This is a genomic window from Macrococcus capreoli (assembly GCF_025628935.1).
GTDB lineage: Bacteria > Bacillota > Bacilli > Staphylococcales > Staphylococcaceae > Macrococcoides > Macrococcoides capreoli.
Genome location: NZ_JAOTIS010000001.1, coordinates 164989 through 180809, shown reverse-complemented (window position 1 = coordinate 180809; position 15821 = coordinate 164989). Strand labels below are relative to the sequence as shown.

Genomic DNA, 15821 nt, shown 5'->3' with positions numbered 1-15821 from the left:
CTTCCTACTTATATTTTACCAAATATTCAGGCTCTTGCAAACGCTAACACCGTGATTTCACAATGTTTATTGGATAATAATACACTACTGGCATGACTTGCTGTTAACCCGGTTGTATAAATATCATCGACGAGCAATATACGTGCATTGTCTTGTAAACTCCCAATACATTTAAAAGGATTGTCCTGTTTCATTCTGTCAATCTTATTTAATCCCATCTGCTTTTCACGATATGCTGTTGTAAGCACTTCACTATATTGTACATGCATTGCATCTAATATGGTTGAAACCGGGTTAAAGCCACGTGTTCGTAATCGTTCATTTGAAGTTGGCATTGGAATAACCATATCAAACGCTTTAAAATATTGACGTGTCAATTGTGATTGAAAAATTTGTGCAAAGGCTTTTGCTAGTAATACATCACCATTTGATTTATATTGATGCAATAGCTTTGACATCTCTTCGTGATATTCACAAATCATATTGACATGATTGACGAAACCGAAATACTTCAAAATAAATTGACAATCCAGACAATCCGTTTCGTCTTCTGCTAGTGCTTTCTGACAATAAGTGCAACGTCGTACATCATGTCGTTGTAGCACAGTCTGCTTACAATCATCACAAACAAACGGAACGCGTTTAAATAAATTATCAATTGTTAATATTTCATGAATCGGTTGATGACATATGATACAGCGCTGATGTGTCATGTGCACCTCGTTTATTCATTTGACGTATTTTTTTCAATGCATCAAGCATCGACAAACTAATCCCATCATGATAAAAGATGACTTCTCCATTTTGTTTATTCCCTTTACGGTCAACACGTCCGGCAATTTGAATCAGACTATCACTTCGAAATAAATGACTATTCATCACCCACACAGATAAATCTTGCATCGTGAAACCACGCTCTAATATCGTCGTCGTAAAAATAAAGCGATATGTTTTATTGCGAATGGCTTCTACTTTTTCATGTCGTTCTACATCAGTAGAATAAACACATACCGTATGACGTTGTAAATGTTGATTTAACCGTGTATATGTCGCTTCCATTAACTTAATATCATGAAAAAAGATAAGAATGATTTCATCGCATTGAGCATGTGCTAATAATGTACTCATCTTATGTTCCACAGCACCTTTTGACATAAATTTAAAGCGTGGTACTGGTAATGGGCGTTGATGATATCTTAACGGCAAATAGATAGTACTTGTTTTGCATGCCTGCATGATATATTTCGGTGGTGTTGCAGACAAATAGACAAACATACCATGTTCAGTGAGTGCCCTATTTAACAGACGAATTAAACGCGGATCATAACCGACAGGAAATGCATCGATTTCATCAATAATGATTAAGTCGAAATGATCTTGAAAATACATAAGCTGGTGTATCGTACTAATAATGAAATAGTCGGACGTTATTTCAGCATGTCCACCATATAACGTACATAGATAATCTGTCTTCAAATATTGGCTTAACCTTAATGAAAGTTCTTTCACAACATCTGTTCTCGGTGACACGACAGCAACATTACATCCTTGCGCCCTTGCAGCAACGATTCCTGCTAAGATCATTTCCGTCTTTCCAGCGCCAGTTACAGCATATAATAAACATGACTTTCGCTGCTCAAATTTGTTCACAATAAATTGTGACGCTTTGCTTTGCTGCGCAGTCAATTCAAAAGGTAAGTCAATTACAATGTTTTCAGCGAACTGCGCTGTTTTTAAATAATGTATATATTTACGTGAATGAACACTTTGTGTAATACAACTGCGACAATAATAAATCGTTTGCTGATAACCATGATGATAATATTGATGAAATAAATGTCGTGCTTGATTCAAACAAAAATGACACATCAATTGACTTTTATACTCAATCGCGGGTTGTGATGAAGGTGTTTCTGAAATCGTGATTCGCATCTTTTCCTCCATAAAAAAAGACACACAAATAAATGTGTGCCGGAATAATGACTATAAGACAAGACTATTTTAAACAATTAAACTTTCTGTTTGTGAAACCTAATCCAATGGCTTTTTCTCCTAAGTGTGTACCAATGACTGGACCAAAATAACTCTTAATAAAATCGACGTCCGGAAATTCTATTTTCAAATCATTGATGATTGCATCCGCTTCATCACTCGCATTAGAATGAATAACAACCGCTGTTACATCTGTAAAGTTTTTCGATTGCTCAGCAAATAAATCCTTCAATTGCTTTATCGCCTTTTTCTTTGTACGTACTTTATCAAACGGTACAATCTTCGTATCTTTAAAATGTAAAATAGGTTTAACTTGTAACATGCTACCAATTAATGCTTGTGCACCCGTTAATCGTCCACCCTTTTGAAGATTCTTCAAATCGTCTACTAAAAAGTAAGCAATTGTTTCTTGTTTCATTGCTTCAAGCTCGTTAATAATTGCTTCAGGAGATATTGTATCTTTTAGTTCAGCTGCACGCAATACGTAAAAGCCCATTGCCATCGCAGCAATTTCTGAATCAAATGCATGTAGTGTGAAGTCATCTACCATAGAGCCAGCAGTAATTGCATTCTGGTATGTCCCACTTATACCACTTGATAAGTGAATTGATATACAATCTGTAAAACCTTCTGACTTTAATTGTTCTAATAGTGCAACATAAGCACCCGTTGTCGGCTGACTCGTTGTAGGTAACTCTTTCTCATAACGCATTCTTTCGTAAAACTGTTGCGCATCATATGTTGCTTCTACAAAGACTTCGTTTTTGAAAATAACATTCAAAGAAATGATGCGAATATCTAATGCTTTAATCAATGCATCAGGTATATACGCAGTTGAATCTGTAATAATGGCTGTTTTCATAAATGACCTCCGTCCCATTACATCCCAATATATATTTTATACGGTTTATTATTAAAAATAAAGTAATACAAATTAAATGATAATATTTGTATCATTCTGTTAAAATAGAATTTGTTCAAATGATGCGATAGAATGAATTAATATTAAAACAACTTTACATGTTAAATGAGGGATACAATGCAGAACTATATCACAATTAAGCAGGATGTTGTCAATGAAGTGATCATTAATAAATCACGATTTATCACATACTTGTACAAAATAGAAAATGAAAATGAAGCAAAGGAAAAAATTGCTGAAATTAAAAAGCAACATAAAGATGCGAATCATAACTGCTCTGCATATACGATTGGTGATCAGCATCAAATTCAAAAAGCCAATGATGATGGTGAACCGAGTGGCACAGCTGGTGTTCCGATGCTTGAAGCATTAAAGAAGAACGATGTTCATAATACGTTAGCCATTGTAACACGATATTTCGGGGGTATTAAACTCGGTACAGGCGGTCTCATTCGCGCATATCAAGGCGGTGTCTCAGATGCGATAAAAGTTGCCGGTAAAGTGATTATTAAAAATGCGCTTAAATATCATGTCACAATCAATTATGATCAGACTGGGAAGTTCGAACATAGCATAGCTGAATTGCCGTACGTCGTCCTGGAAACGATATATACTGATAAAGTGACGTACGTTATCCAGATTACAGCAGAAGATCAAACAGCTTTTGAATCATTTCTTGTTGAAACGACACAAGGCAGTGCTGTGTATACAATTGAAGAAGAAATGATGCTACCTTTTAACATTGAATAATGAAATAAAAAAGGATGAGACATAATGCTTTGTCCTCTTACGATTAACGACTTAAACGGCCATCACTTGAAGCATATTTGACAAAAACAAAACTCAACCTAAATCAATGAGCGATTTACGGTTGAGTTTCTTATTTTACTTAGGGCTAAACGCAATGCCGACAGCCTTTCCTTCTATTTTAATATTTTATGTGCAAATTTTAGTAATGGTTTATAATGATCATCGACAAGTCCCGTAAATTCAACAATCAATTCTATCGTAATAATAATTAACGTTACGATTAAGATGGCGCCTAATTGCGTCGATAAATACAATATTATCGAAGCGATACTAAACAATGTCGCGATTGAATAAATTAACAATACTGTTTGCGCGTGCGTATATCCGAGCGCTAATAGTTTATGATGCAAATGCGATTTATCTGCCTGCATAATCGGTTTCCCTTGTCGGTAACGTCTAATCATCGCAAACCCCATATCAATAAATGGAACTGCTAGTATAATAATTGGGAAGAACAGTGAAATTAACGTAATATTTTTAAAGCCTAATAAACTTAATACACCAATAATAAAACCTAATAATAACGCCCCGTTATCACCAAGAAAAATTTTCGCTGGGAAAAAGTTATATTTCAAAAATCCTAATAATGAGCCAATTAACACACTACAAATCATCATAATAAAGATATTTTGCTGCAATATAGCAATAAATCCTATCGTAGCCAGGGCAATTAATGATACCCCAGCTGCCAGTCCATCTAAACCATCAATTAAATTGATCGCATTCGTTACCGCAACAATCCATAGTACTGTCATTGGAATGCTTAAAATGCCAAATTCAATCACAATACCAAAGGGCAATGTAATCAAATCTAACGTAATACCATGCATTACAACGATAAGTGCCACACCAATTTGTCCAATTAACTTTACGATAGCTGACAAATCAAATAAATCATCTACAATCCCCATTATATTTATTAAGATTGCACCGATAATAATCGGACGTATTTCCCATTCAACCGGATGACCAATCCATATGCCTATTATAAAGGAAATTAATATTACCACGCCGCCCAAAACAGATACGGGCTTCGTATGAACTTTACGTAAATTCGGTTTGTCTAGAGCACCGACTAAATGTGAAAATTTTATAATAAAGGGTGTTATAATAAAGGAAATTAAACAAGTAATAAAAATCAATTTTAATGTAAACATAAGCCACCTCAAGCTATTCATTCTTTTTTACTATAGCATATAAAAGACTACTCGCCTATTAAAGAATGTATATTAAATTGCAAACGACATAATATAATGGCATAAATTTAATTGACGAATACGTGAATTTGTTACATAATAATACGGTTAAAACAATATCATTTTAAGCGTGATTTCATCACTTTTTAGCTCTGACATAGTTCTTATTTTTACAAGTGTAAAGCAATTCGAAACTGCTTTACTATTTTTTTGACAAAAAAGGGGTAATAGTATGAATAAAAGAGTATTAATCGATGTACTTTATACGATTATTGGTTCTATCATTGTCGGCATTAGTTACAATTTATTTTTACTTCCAGGTCAAATCGCTGCCGGCGGGATTTCAGGTCTTAGTACAATATTAAATAAAATGATGGGCACAGACCCTGCAATGATTCAGTTTTTATTCAATATTCCAATATTCATTGTCGGCTGGTTCACATTAGGGAAATCATTTAGTTTAAAGACGGTTATTGCAACTTTTACGGTACCTTTTACAATCTTTTTAACATCAAGTCTAGTGGCTAAAGGGACGACAGATGCCCTTCTGTCATCTTTGTATGGTGGAATTGTCCTTGGAATCGGATTAGGTTTAGTATACCGTGGAAATGGATCAACGGGTGGTACAGCTACGTTAGCTCAAATCGTCAAGAAATATACGGGACTATCAAGCGGCTTCTGCCAGCTTATTGTTGATGCATTCGTCGTCATTCTCAGTGCCTTTGTGTTTAACTTTGAACTTGCATTATATGCTTTAATTTCAATCTATGTTACAAGTAAAGTCATTGATATCGTACAACTGCATACGGGTGACAATAAACTTGTCTTTATTATTACGACGAAAGAACAACAAGTGATTGATTTAATCCATGAGCATGTAGAGCGTGGTGTAACGAGTGTCAATGCGTTTGGCGGCTATAATCGCGAAGGTAAAAGTTTATTATTCTCTGTTATGGAGCAAAATGAAGCAATTTATTTCAAACAAATTATTACGCGAGAAGAACCCGATTCATTCGTCATCTTTATCAATACATCTGAAATTATTGGTAGAGGTTTTTCTACAGCAAAAATTTATCGAAGTAAGTAAGGAGGGATATTTTGATTGAAGCCATTATCTTTAATGCTGCTGTAACTGTGAGTGGAATTTATTTATTTCACCGATTACAGTTTTTCGAAGAGAAAGAGATCGTATTTTCAAAAAACTATATTACACTATTAATGACGCTGATTTCTTTCTTATTGATGACATATCCTGTGACATATCATGATATTTCATTTCACTTAGCATTTATTCCATTATTATTTTTAGGCCGTTATACAAATTTTATTTATACGATGTTTAGTGCGATTGTATTAGTACTCGCTGAAATATTTATCTTTAATGTTATACCTGTCAGTTCATTTGATTTAATCATTATTGCAATATTCGCGAGTATGATCGGGCCGTTTATTAAACAGAATGACTTCAATGCAATTCAATGGTTAACTTTGATGAGTCTTGTTATTATGGGATTGTATCAATATTTTACGTTAACATTTAACTTATTCGCTTTCATGCTTTTAGTCGTATCAAGCTTTATACTATCGCTTACATCAAGTTTAATGTTTGTCGACATATGGCGTATTTATAAAGTGATTCAGCGCTATGAGAATGAAGATGAACTCGATCACTTAACAGGTTTAGGGAATGTGAGAGAGTTTGATCGTTATTTAAATGTTGTCAGTAAGAAAGCATCCGATGCGAAACAATCACTTTCACTTCTATTGATCGATATTGATGACTTTAAAGAAGTAAATGATCGATTTGGGCATGACGCAGGTGATGCTGTACTGCAACAAATGTCTCAGGTAATTAAGAACTATGTTCCGATTGACTCAAAGACTTTTCGTAATGCAGGTGAAGAATTTAGCGTAATCTATACGAATCAAACGCTTGATAATACCGTGAAAGTTGCGGAAAGTATTCGACATGGCGTTAATAATGCATCATTTCATTTACCTAATAAAGAAGTGATTCATTTAACAGTAACGATTGGTATCGGTTATATCTCAACAGACGAAGTGAAGACGCACCGCAAAATCTTTAAAGAAGCGGATGAAATGCTTCACGCTGCAAAGCATCAAGGACAAAATACAGTAATGTTCAATCCAATTATCAAATAACAGGAAGTTTGCTTTCTGTTATTTTTTTATATAGGAGGTCACAATGGTTTCAATTCAACTGTACGACGAGAAAAAAGTGAAAGATGTCGCGATGCTCGCAGGAAAAATATTATTAGAATCTGGTGCTGAAACGTATCGTGTAGAAGACACGATGACACGTATTGCAACGCATTACGGTTTATATAATACGCATAGCTTTGTTACACCGACAGCGATTATCTTCTCACTCAATGAAAAAAGCTCGACCCGATTGTATCGCATTTCAAGTCGAACGACAGATTTAGAAAAAATTTCAGAAGTGAACGAAATTTCACGCGCTATCACTGGTGGTAAAGTGACGTTAGAAGCTGCTAAACTGGCATTAGATGAATTAGATGCTGCTAATTTACAGTATGATTTCTGGTTAAAATGTTTTGCCAGTGCGATTGTCTGTGCGCTCTTTTTATTAATGTTCAAAGGACAACTTTCAGATACAATCCCTGCATTCATTGCAGGTGGTATCGGTTTTTACATCTGTCATTATTTTAGTCAGCTCTATAAAATTCAATTTTTCGCTGAATATGCTGGTGCAATGGCCATCGCACTCGTCGCACTTTTCTTTGTAAACTATATTTATAAAGGAGAATTCGATAAAATTATCATTTCAGCGGTCATGCCACTCGTCCCAGGGGTTGCAATTACGAATGCCATACGTGATATGATGGCGGGGCAACTCATAGCGGGTATTGCAAAAGGTGTCGAATCAGCATTAACAGCATTTGCAATTGGTGCAGGTGTAGCAACAGTACTCATTATTTTTTAGAGGAGGAATAGCCATGACGTTACTATTTCAAACGATTATTAGTTTTTTTGCTTCTATCTTTTTTGCGATTGTCTTTAATGCACCAAGGAAACTACTCATGGCTTGTGGCTTCGTCGGTGGCATCGGCTGGATGGTATTTACAATTGCTGAGACTTCTAAACTCACAATGGCCGTTGGTGCATTTCTTGGTTCTCTATCACTCAGTTTATGCGCGCACCTCTTTGCCAGATATTATAAGCGCCCTGTGATTATCTTCAATGTTGCGGGTATCATTCCATTAGTACCTGGAGGCGTGGCGTATGATGCAACGAAGAACTTAATTATTTCAGACTATAGTGAAGCGCTCTCTAAAGGGATGGAGGCAACACTTATATCCGGCGCCATCGCTTTCGGATTGTTAATCGCAGAAATTGTATTTCAATCGACTTTAAAAGGATATAAACACTTTAACTATTATCGTCTCCGCCGAAAGAAGGGTGAACACCCGATACAATTATAATACACACTTATTTTTATTTTATTCATCGATAAAATAAAAATAAGTGTGATTTTTTTATCAAATAAGATTAAAATAAAGATATTCACAATAACTTAAAATTGGAGGCAAAAACAATGAAAGAACAATTAATCGAACGTTTATCAACTTACGTTAAAATTGATACGCAATCCGATGCGTCAAGCACATCAACACCATCTACAGCAAAGCAATGGGATTTACTCAATGTACTGCAAAAAGAAATTGAAGCTTTAGGGCTTGAAACTGATATCGATGAGTATGGCTATTTATTTGCCACTTTATCAGCAAATACGGATAAAGATGTACCAACAATTGGCTTATTAGCGCACGTTGATACTGCGACTGACTTTACTGGAACAAATGTATCACCACAAATTATCGAAAATTTCGATGGCAACGATATTACATTAAAAAATGGATTAGTAATTGAGAAAGAAAAATTCCCCGAGTTAGAAATCTATAAAGGTCACACTTTAATGACGACAGATGGAACGACACTTTTAGGTGCTGATAATAAAGCAGGTATTACAGAAATTATGACTGCAATTGAATATTTAATAAACCACCCTGAAATTAAACACGGTAAAATTCGTTTCGGATTTACACCGGACGAAGAGATCGGACGTGGTCCACACAAATTTGATGTTGAGCGATTTGGTGCAGATTTCGCTTACACAATTGACGGCTCTCGCCGTGGAGAATTACAATATGAAAGCTTTAATGCAGCTGGCGTAGAAGTTGAATTTAATGGTGTGAACGTACACCCTGGCAGCGCAAAAGATAAAATGGTTAATGCACTCAATTTAGCGGTACGTTTCCAAAGTGCTTTACCTGCGCTTGAGCGTCCAGAACATACTGAAGGCTACGAAGGTTTCTATCATTTAATGGATTTACAAGGCAATGTGGAACATGCGAAACTTTCTTATATTATTCGTGATCATGATCGCGACAAATTTGAAGCGCGTATAACAACAATGAAAAATATTATTCAGGACATTCGTGCGGAATTTGGAGAAACATCTGCGAATATTGAGATAAAAGATCAATACTTTAATATGGGCGAGAAAATTACACCACATAAAGACTTAATTGACGTTCCATTAGAAGTCATGAAGTCATTAAATATTGAACCGATTGTAGAACCAATCCGTGGTGGTACTGACGGTAGCCAATTATCATTTATGGGCTTACCAACACCGAATATCTTTACAGGTGCTGAGAATTTCCATGGACCATACGAGTACGTTTCAATCGACGATATGGAAAAGTCAGTGATGACGATTGTCGGAATATTAGCTAAGTTTGAAGAAAGAGCATAATAGTAAAAGATTGATGGCCGATATTTTTATTTTATCGGCCATCTTTTCATTATCGTACTATTGTTTACGCGTTGCAATCATAATATTTTTCATAGCATTTTGTAACTGTATACCAATCTGTATATCTTCTGTATCAGCATGGACTTCAGGATAAATATTGAACTCTATCACTTCTTTATCGTTACTCATCTGTTTATATTGTTTGCCACCACTTAAATAGACATTTATCTTATCTGGATTTTGAAGTTTATTAATTTCACTCACAACGAGTGAGCCTGTCGTTTCATCCAAACTGCCACCACCATATATCACCATATCCGCTTCATCTAATAAACTTTGTATATGTGTACGGTTAAATATTAATTCAGCAGAGGTCATCGTATCGGCTTTAAACATTTGTTCAAATAACGCGCGTATTGCCCCACCGTCTCCACCATAAATAGAAGTCGTTAAATCAATTCCAAATTTATTAAACTGCTGCGCAATATACCAAATGCTATTATCCACCGTCTGTTTCGTCTCAAAATCAAATTGACTTTGGGCAATATGACTCTCTTTACCATAAATTTTATATTGATGATCACTGACTATCGTAAAAGTTGCATCTTTTAAACGTGTATCCATATCACCAAATTCCATATGGCGAATTTCCTTTAAATCACTTTGCGTCATATGACCTTCTATAACAGCATAATCACGATTATAAAATTTAGCACCGAACGCTTGTAACATACCGATACCTGCATCAAATGTCGTTAATCCACCAATTGAAATAATAAACGATTGAATGCCCATATCCAGCCCTTGTGTTATTAATTCACCTAAGCCGTAACTTGACGCATGAAGTGGATCATTGGATGTCGCTAATATTGATTTACTATCGATAAGCATCGTATCGTGCCCTAATATTGCCACTTCAACATCTGACGGAATCAGTAGCTCACTATGCACATGACGTAATAATTTACGTCCTTTCTCCCATACGAGTAACGCTTCTATCATATTCTTATCACTTTCGAACAGCGGAATCATCACAATGTTCGACTGTGGCGCCACTGCTTTCACTCCATCAAATACATATTGGTTGGCATGATGAGAGTATAATGTATCAAAAAATGAATCCATTGCGATTAATATTTTCATCATTTCCTCCAAAATAAATAACTAATAGCATCACTATTAGTTAATCTTGTTTGTATTAATTTTTCTGCACATCACTATTCTTCTGCTTTAGAAAGATTCGCGATTGTTATATTTTTATGGCTGTCATGCCATGTTACTTCACCGTTATTAAAGTAAAATGCTTGAGGTGATTCATGCTTTATATTCGTTTTTTTTGCGATATAATCCGATAATTCACGTGCATCCTGTACGATTAAGTAATAAGCGTTAATGTCACGCTCATATGCAAAATTATCAAACTGATCATAAGCACTCGCTGATATTGGGCATGTGTTTGAATGTTTTAAGAAAAATACTTTTGCATTTGTTTCTAACATTTCATCAAACTGTTCCACAGTATTCAATTTAATTATCATGATTTCACCCCGTCAATGTGCATTCGATTTTTAAAATATATCACGGTCAGATTAATTTTGCAATCTATTATTTATATATACCCCTATCTCAAACAATTACGCATTGTTATAATAAAGTTATACAATGAATGGAGGATTATAATGAAAACACAAAAATTCCCACTGAAACGTTGGACATTTATTGATACACTGAACACATGCGTACTCATTTATGTAATACTCTTCTTTAAAGATATTAATAAGAATCCGACACTGACTATCATCATCTTTGCTGCAATTGCAATCTGGATTATTACCGTTATTGCAAAGAACGTTATTATTTCTAAACAAAATGATACCCACCAGAATAAATAATAACAATCATACTACAATTACGATCAATGCATTAAAAACCGAACAAAGCACATAAATCACTTTGATTTATTGTCTGTTCGGATTTTTTATTGTTTATTGTTTCGCTTCAAGTGCTTTCAATGCTTCGTAATACTTCTCATCCATCGTTTTTATATATTTTGTATTCTCTAGAATATCCTGTATCGGCAATGCCTGTAAGTCACCTTCTGTTTTCATAGCAACTTTACGTTCTTTATAATAATTAATTAAGCTATAGTACGTTTCTATCGTTGCTTTGCGCATACCGATCACATTTTTCGAAGTCAGTTTCGTTTGATTCAACTTATCAACATTTGATTTCAGTAACGGAATTAATGTTTCATCGATATATTTTTGCTTCTCAGTCACTTTTGCACTCGTCGTTAAATAAGCGACTTTGTCTTTGAGTACATCGCTATTAGCATTAATGAGTTTTGATAAAGTTTCAAGTTCACTACTATCCTTAGGATTTTGTTCAGCTTTCAACACATAATTCTCATTCAAACTTTTGTTCTTCTCAAATACTTTCGTATATTGTAATATCTTTTCGTTAGAATGAATCGATTGATTAAACAACTTCATGTAACGTTCGAGTTCTGAAATAAACTGTTGCTTCTTCACTAAGTTACGTAAATAAATTTCGTGAACATCTTTCACTTCTTTCGTCTTTGGATCGACTGCCTTTACTTTTTTCTCATATTTATTCAGTTGTGGTTTAATCTTCTCCTGAATATCCATTTCAATTTGCTTTAACTGCTGTTTCTTCTCTTCCGTCACTTCTGCACCAAGTAACTGATCTGCTTTATCTAACCCTAAACGATCAATCTCAGAAACAAGTTTCTGTTCTTCAGATTGTACATCTTTCATTTGCGCTTTATAATCATTAATGTCAGACTTTACTTTATTACCACATCCGGCAATAATGGTACTTACTAATAAAATTAGCATAAAGATATTGATATTTTTCATAAATAATCTCCTCGATATCAATATTATACAGAATTTGAATGAGAATTTAAACTATGATTACCTTGATGCAATTACGGCCTCATTTCAATATTGATTCATTGCTTAAAAAGAAAGGAACAATCTCAATGTACAAACAAAAGCCTCAACTTACAATTAATCATACGACACAGCACTTTCATCAGCAATTTCAAAAGATTGACACGATGTTAATGACTTTACTCGACACTCCTATCATACAGACGTTGCATGTTGGTTCAACAGCTATCGACGGCGCCTTAACAAGCGGTATTATCGATGTGCTTGTTGTCGTGAAAAGCTTACACGCGATGACCACACTCGATGAAAAAAGACTGAATTTGCAACACTTTTATCGTCTGCATCATCCATATGAGAAAAAATGTGTCTATGCGAAATTCGATAATTTACAAACATTAAATGAAACCATCCGACTACACATCGTTGAAGCCGAAAGTAAAAAGCTAGAACGCTACATTGCGGGCCAACAACTATTAACACAAAATTTCATCGCATTTAATGCAGTAAAGGCTGAAATAAATCATGAAATTTCTGTGAAGGAATACGAAGATTTAAAGTCAAAATGGTTTAATAGACATCTGTCGGTTTAAAAGACAATGATTAACTGATATAATAAAGTTTGAATTTACCGAAAGGGCGTAATATACATGCAAGTGAAAGCAATTTATGAAGGACTTAGTGCTTTAATCGGTCCAGATCATATTAAGATGAATGAACCTTTAAAAAATTATACATACACTAAGACTGGCGGTAATGCTGATATTTACATTACTCCAAAAAAATATTCTGAAATTCAAAAGACGATTCAATTCGCAAATCAAAATCAAATTCCGATCACTTATTTAGGCAATGGTTCAAACATTATTATTCGTGATGGTGGTATTCGAGGTATCGTCATTAGTTTACTTGGCCTTACGGAAATACATGTTGAAGTCGATACAATCATTGCAAGCAGTGGTGCTGCTATTATCGATGTTTCACGTACAGCACGTGACCATCATTTGACTGGTCTGGAATTTGCATGCGGTATTCCCGGTTCAGTCGGCGGTGCAGTATTTATGAATGCTGGCGCATACGGCGGAGAAATTAAAGATGTTATTGAAAGTGCAACGGTAATTGACCAGCATGGAGACATCATTACTTTATCGAATGAAGCACTTGCATTAGACTATCGTACGAGCATCATACAGTCTAACCACTACGTAGTGCTCGAAGCAACATTTAAATTAGAACGCGGTGACGTAAATGTCATTCAATCGCAAATGGATGTATTAACAGAGCGTCGCGAAGACAAACAACCGTTAGAATATCCTTCATGTGGTAGTGTATTTAGAAGACCACCAGGATACTTTGCAGGACAATTAATTCAGGAAGCTGGATTACAAGGACATCGAATTGGCGGTGTTGAAGTATCTAAGAAACATGCCGGCTTTATCGTCAATGTCGATAACGGTACAGCGACTGACTATGAAGCAATGATTGCTCATGTACAGAAAGTTGTGTTTGACAATAGCGGTATTGAACTGCAACCGGAAGTAAGAGTGATCGGTGAACCGTTACAATAAATATTATTAATATATATCGATAGACGATGAAAGTGAAACACCCCAATTGCGTTAGCAATTGGGGTGTTTCATATGTCACGTATTCATATGTCGAATTATTCAACAACGATATCTGCGTTTGGCATAGTATGTGAATTATGTGCTGTCACATGACTAATCACGTTATAGTTGCCTTTTTCTTTAAACGTATATTCTAACGTATAAACGCCGTTTTCTGCTTTTTTCACTTTTTCTTTTACTGATTTTTTCATATCCTTGTCTTTAATGATTTCAAACATTACTTCATCTGCATCATTAACTGCATCATCACCATATTTCACTTTTGCAGTAATTGTTACTTTTTCTCCAGCTTTCGCTTTTGCCGGTGCTTTTAAATCAACCGTTAAAGCTTTCACATCTTTAGATTCAACGTGTTTACTATGACCTTCATGACCTTCGTGCTTTTCTTCGTGTCCACATGCTGCAAATAATAGTGCACTCGCAGCGATTAACATTATTTTTTTCATTATTTTGTCCCCCTATTTTTAAAATCTTTTTTCATTATCGGAAACATTCCGTTCTAAAGCAATGAATAAACTGTGACAATACATAAAAAAAAACAAGCTGATGCAAAGTTTGTCATCAGCTTGTCAAAAATTATTCGTTGTCAAATACAAAATCTTCATCCGTCAATGCTTCAACGTTTAATGCGATGACATAGCCATCACCTTTCACACTAAAGAAATCATGGTTTTTCGTCGAAGTATTTAATGCATTCTCAATAATTGGATTGAAGTCTTTTTCTTCAAAGTATGGCTCGAATCCTAAATTCGCTAATGCTTTATTACCGTTATACTGTACATAGTTTAATACATCTTCCGTTAATCCAACACGGTCATATAACATCTTCGTATAACTTTCTTCATTGGCATAAAGCTTTTGCAGCATATCATACATATCTTTATCTGCTCTTACTTTCTCATCATCGGTTAATTCATTACGCAAGCTTTGCGCATCAAGCCCGGTGAATACACCGTGGATTGATTCATCTAATAAAATCTTACGAATGATCTCACCTGACGTCGTCATCTTTCCTTGTCCAGCAAGGTATAACGGATAATAGAAGCCACTATAGAATAAAAATGTTTCTAAAAATACTGATGCAACACGTGCCATATATTGATCATAAATTGATGCATCTTGGGCCCATAATTTATGGTAACGACTTACGATTAAATCTGATTTAAACTTTAAATGCGGTTCATTGACAACCCAGTTATCTAACAGTTCATTTGTTTCAGATGAAGGTAATAATGTCGTGAAAATATGAGAATAACTTTTCGCATGAATTTGCTCCATCATCCCCATAAATGAATAAACTGCTTTCTTACGCAAATCCTGCGTATGTAATCCGATCAACGGCATTCCGTCATCTGCCTGATGTGTATCTAATCCAGTAAGGCCTGCTAATGCATGGTTAAATGTATATTTCTCATCATCAGTTAATTCTTTCCAGCTGGCGATATCTTTTGACACTTTAAATTCAGATTCCACCCACATTTGTGAGATATTTTGACGCCAGAACATATTCGTCATATCTTCCTGCGTATTCCAGTTAACAGCTTTCATCTTGTCAGTCCC

Annotated in this window: 18 protein-coding genes; 9 read left to right on the top strand and 9 right to left on the bottom strand. The window is 35.0% G+C overall.

Features of this window, described 5'->3' with window-relative positions:
- Positions 1-26: 26 nt before the first annotated feature.
- From OCL94_RS00925 to OCL94_RS00915, 3 genes are all read right to left on the bottom strand, one after another.
- Positions 27-713 carry a ComF family protein gene (locus OCL94_RS00925; RefSeq protein WP_262993626.1) on the bottom strand — a complete coding sequence of 229 codons (687 nt, stop codon included), beginning with the start codon at positions 711-713 and terminating at the stop codon, positions 27-29.
- Positions 670-1932, bottom strand: coding sequence for a DEAD/DEAH box helicase family protein (locus tag OCL94_RS00920; RefSeq protein WP_262993624.1), 1263 nt, complete (start codon positions 1930-1932; stop codon positions 670-672). The genes OCL94_RS00925 and OCL94_RS00920 overlap by 44 nt, the downstream gene beginning before the upstream one ends.
- 64 nt (positions 1933-1996) lie before the next feature.
- Positions 1997-2854 carry a DegV family protein gene (locus tag OCL94_RS00915; protein ID WP_262993622.1) on the bottom strand — a complete coding sequence of 286 codons (858 nt, stop codon included), beginning with the start codon at positions 2852-2854 and terminating at the stop codon, positions 1997-1999.
- Between the two features lie 177 nt (positions 2855-3031).
- Here OCL94_RS00915 and OCL94_RS00910 point away from each other — a divergent pair, with 177 nt between their 5' ends.
- Positions 3032-3664 carry a YigZ family protein gene (locus OCL94_RS00910; protein WP_262993621.1) on the top strand — a complete coding sequence of 211 codons (633 nt, stop codon included), beginning with the start codon at positions 3032-3034 and terminating at the stop codon, positions 3662-3664.
- A gap of 173 nt (positions 3665-3837) precedes the next feature.
- On the opposite strand, the gene OCL94_RS00905 is transcribed toward OCL94_RS00910, so the two are convergent.
- Positions 3838-4881, bottom strand: a complete 1044-nt coding sequence (locus OCL94_RS00905) for a glycosyltransferase family 4 protein (protein WP_262993619.1) — start codon at positions 4879-4881, stop codon at positions 3838-3840.
- Between the two features lie 271 nt (positions 4882-5152).
- Between OCL94_RS00905 and OCL94_RS00900 the strand changes: the two genes are divergently transcribed.
- The 5 genes from OCL94_RS00900 (at position 5153) to pepT (ending at position 9721) form a co-directional block, all read left to right on the top strand.
- On the top strand, positions 5153-6007 hold the full coding sequence (locus OCL94_RS00900) for a YitT family protein (RefSeq protein WP_262993617.1): 855 nt from the start codon (positions 5153-5155) through the stop codon (positions 6005-6007).
- An 11-nt stretch (positions 6008-6018) separates the two neighbouring features.
- Positions 6019-7083 (top strand): GGDEF domain-containing protein GdpS, encoded by a 1065-nt coding sequence (gene gdpS, locus OCL94_RS00895; RefSeq protein WP_262993615.1) that lies wholly within the window; start codon positions 6019-6021, stop codon positions 7081-7083.
- A gap of 43 nt (positions 7084-7126) precedes the next feature.
- A complete protein-coding gene (locus tag OCL94_RS00890) occupies positions 7127-7885 on the top strand; it encodes a threonine/serine exporter family protein (protein WP_262993613.1) in 759 nt (252 codons plus the stop codon).
- A 13-nt stretch (positions 7886-7898) separates the two neighbouring features.
- Positions 7899-8384, top strand: a complete 486-nt coding sequence (locus OCL94_RS00885; RefSeq protein ID WP_262993611.1) for a threonine/serine exporter family protein — start codon at positions 7899-7901, stop codon at positions 8382-8384.
- A gap of 113 nt (positions 8385-8497) precedes the next feature.
- The gene (pepT, locus tag OCL94_RS00880) at positions 8498-9721 is read left to right on the top strand and encodes a peptidase T (RefSeq protein ID WP_262993610.1); all 1224 of its coding nucleotides are present in this window, start codon (positions 8498-8500) and stop codon (positions 9719-9721) included.
- Positions 9722-9778: 57 nt separating this feature from the next.
- Here the strand turns inward: pepT and OCL94_RS00875 are convergent, their stop codons facing one another.
- Positions 9779-10864: a glycerate kinase gene (locus OCL94_RS00875; RefSeq protein ID WP_262993608.1), complete on the bottom strand. Its 1086-nt coding sequence runs from the start codon at positions 10862-10864 to the stop codon at positions 9779-9781.
- 74 nt (positions 10865-10938) lie between these two features.
- The gene (gene ytxJ, locus OCL94_RS00870) at positions 10939-11259 is read right to left on the bottom strand and encodes a bacillithiol system redox-active protein YtxJ (protein ID WP_262993605.1); all 321 of its coding nucleotides are present in this window, start codon (positions 11257-11259) and stop codon (positions 10939-10941) included.
- Positions 11260-11400: 141 nt separating this feature from the next.
- On the opposite strand from ytxJ, the gene OCL94_RS00865 reads away from it, so the two are divergent.
- Positions 11401-11613 carry a hypothetical protein gene (locus OCL94_RS00865; protein WP_262993603.1) on the top strand — a complete coding sequence of 71 codons (213 nt, stop codon included), beginning with the start codon at positions 11401-11403 and terminating at the stop codon, positions 11611-11613.
- Between the two features lie 93 nt (positions 11614-11706).
- Here the strand turns inward: OCL94_RS00865 and OCL94_RS00860 are convergent, their stop codons facing one another.
- Entirely contained in the window at positions 11707-12600 is an 894-nt protein-coding gene (locus OCL94_RS00860) for an EMYY motif lipoprotein (RefSeq protein ID WP_262993601.1), read from the bottom strand.
- A gap of 125 nt (positions 12601-12725) precedes the next feature.
- On the opposite strand from OCL94_RS00860, the gene OCL94_RS00855 reads away from it, so the two are divergent.
- Complete coding sequence (locus OCL94_RS00855) at positions 12726-13226, top strand: GrpB family protein (RefSeq protein ID WP_262993599.1); 501 nt, start codon at positions 12726-12728, stop codon at positions 13224-13226.
- Positions 13227-13283: 57 nt separating this feature from the next.
- Positions 13284-14201 (top strand): UDP-N-acetylmuramate dehydrogenase, encoded by a 918-nt coding sequence (gene murB, locus OCL94_RS00850; protein ID WP_262993597.1) that lies wholly within the window; start codon positions 13284-13286, stop codon positions 14199-14201.
- A 95-nt stretch (positions 14202-14296) separates the two neighbouring features.
- On the opposite strand, the gene OCL94_RS00845 is transcribed toward murB, so the two are convergent.
- Together OCL94_RS00845 and nrdF are read right to left on the bottom strand one after the other, a co-directional pair.
- Positions 14297-14707 carry a FixH family protein gene (locus OCL94_RS00845; protein WP_262993596.1) on the bottom strand — a complete coding sequence of 137 codons (411 nt, stop codon included), beginning with the start codon at positions 14705-14707 and terminating at the stop codon, positions 14297-14299.
- A 130-nt stretch (positions 14708-14837) separates the two neighbouring features.
- Positions 14838-15809, bottom strand: a complete 972-nt coding sequence (nrdF, locus tag OCL94_RS00840) for a class 1b ribonucleoside-diphosphate reductase subunit beta (protein ID WP_262993594.1) — start codon at positions 15807-15809, stop codon at positions 14838-14840.
- Between the last annotated feature and the right edge of the window lie 12 nt (positions 15810-15821).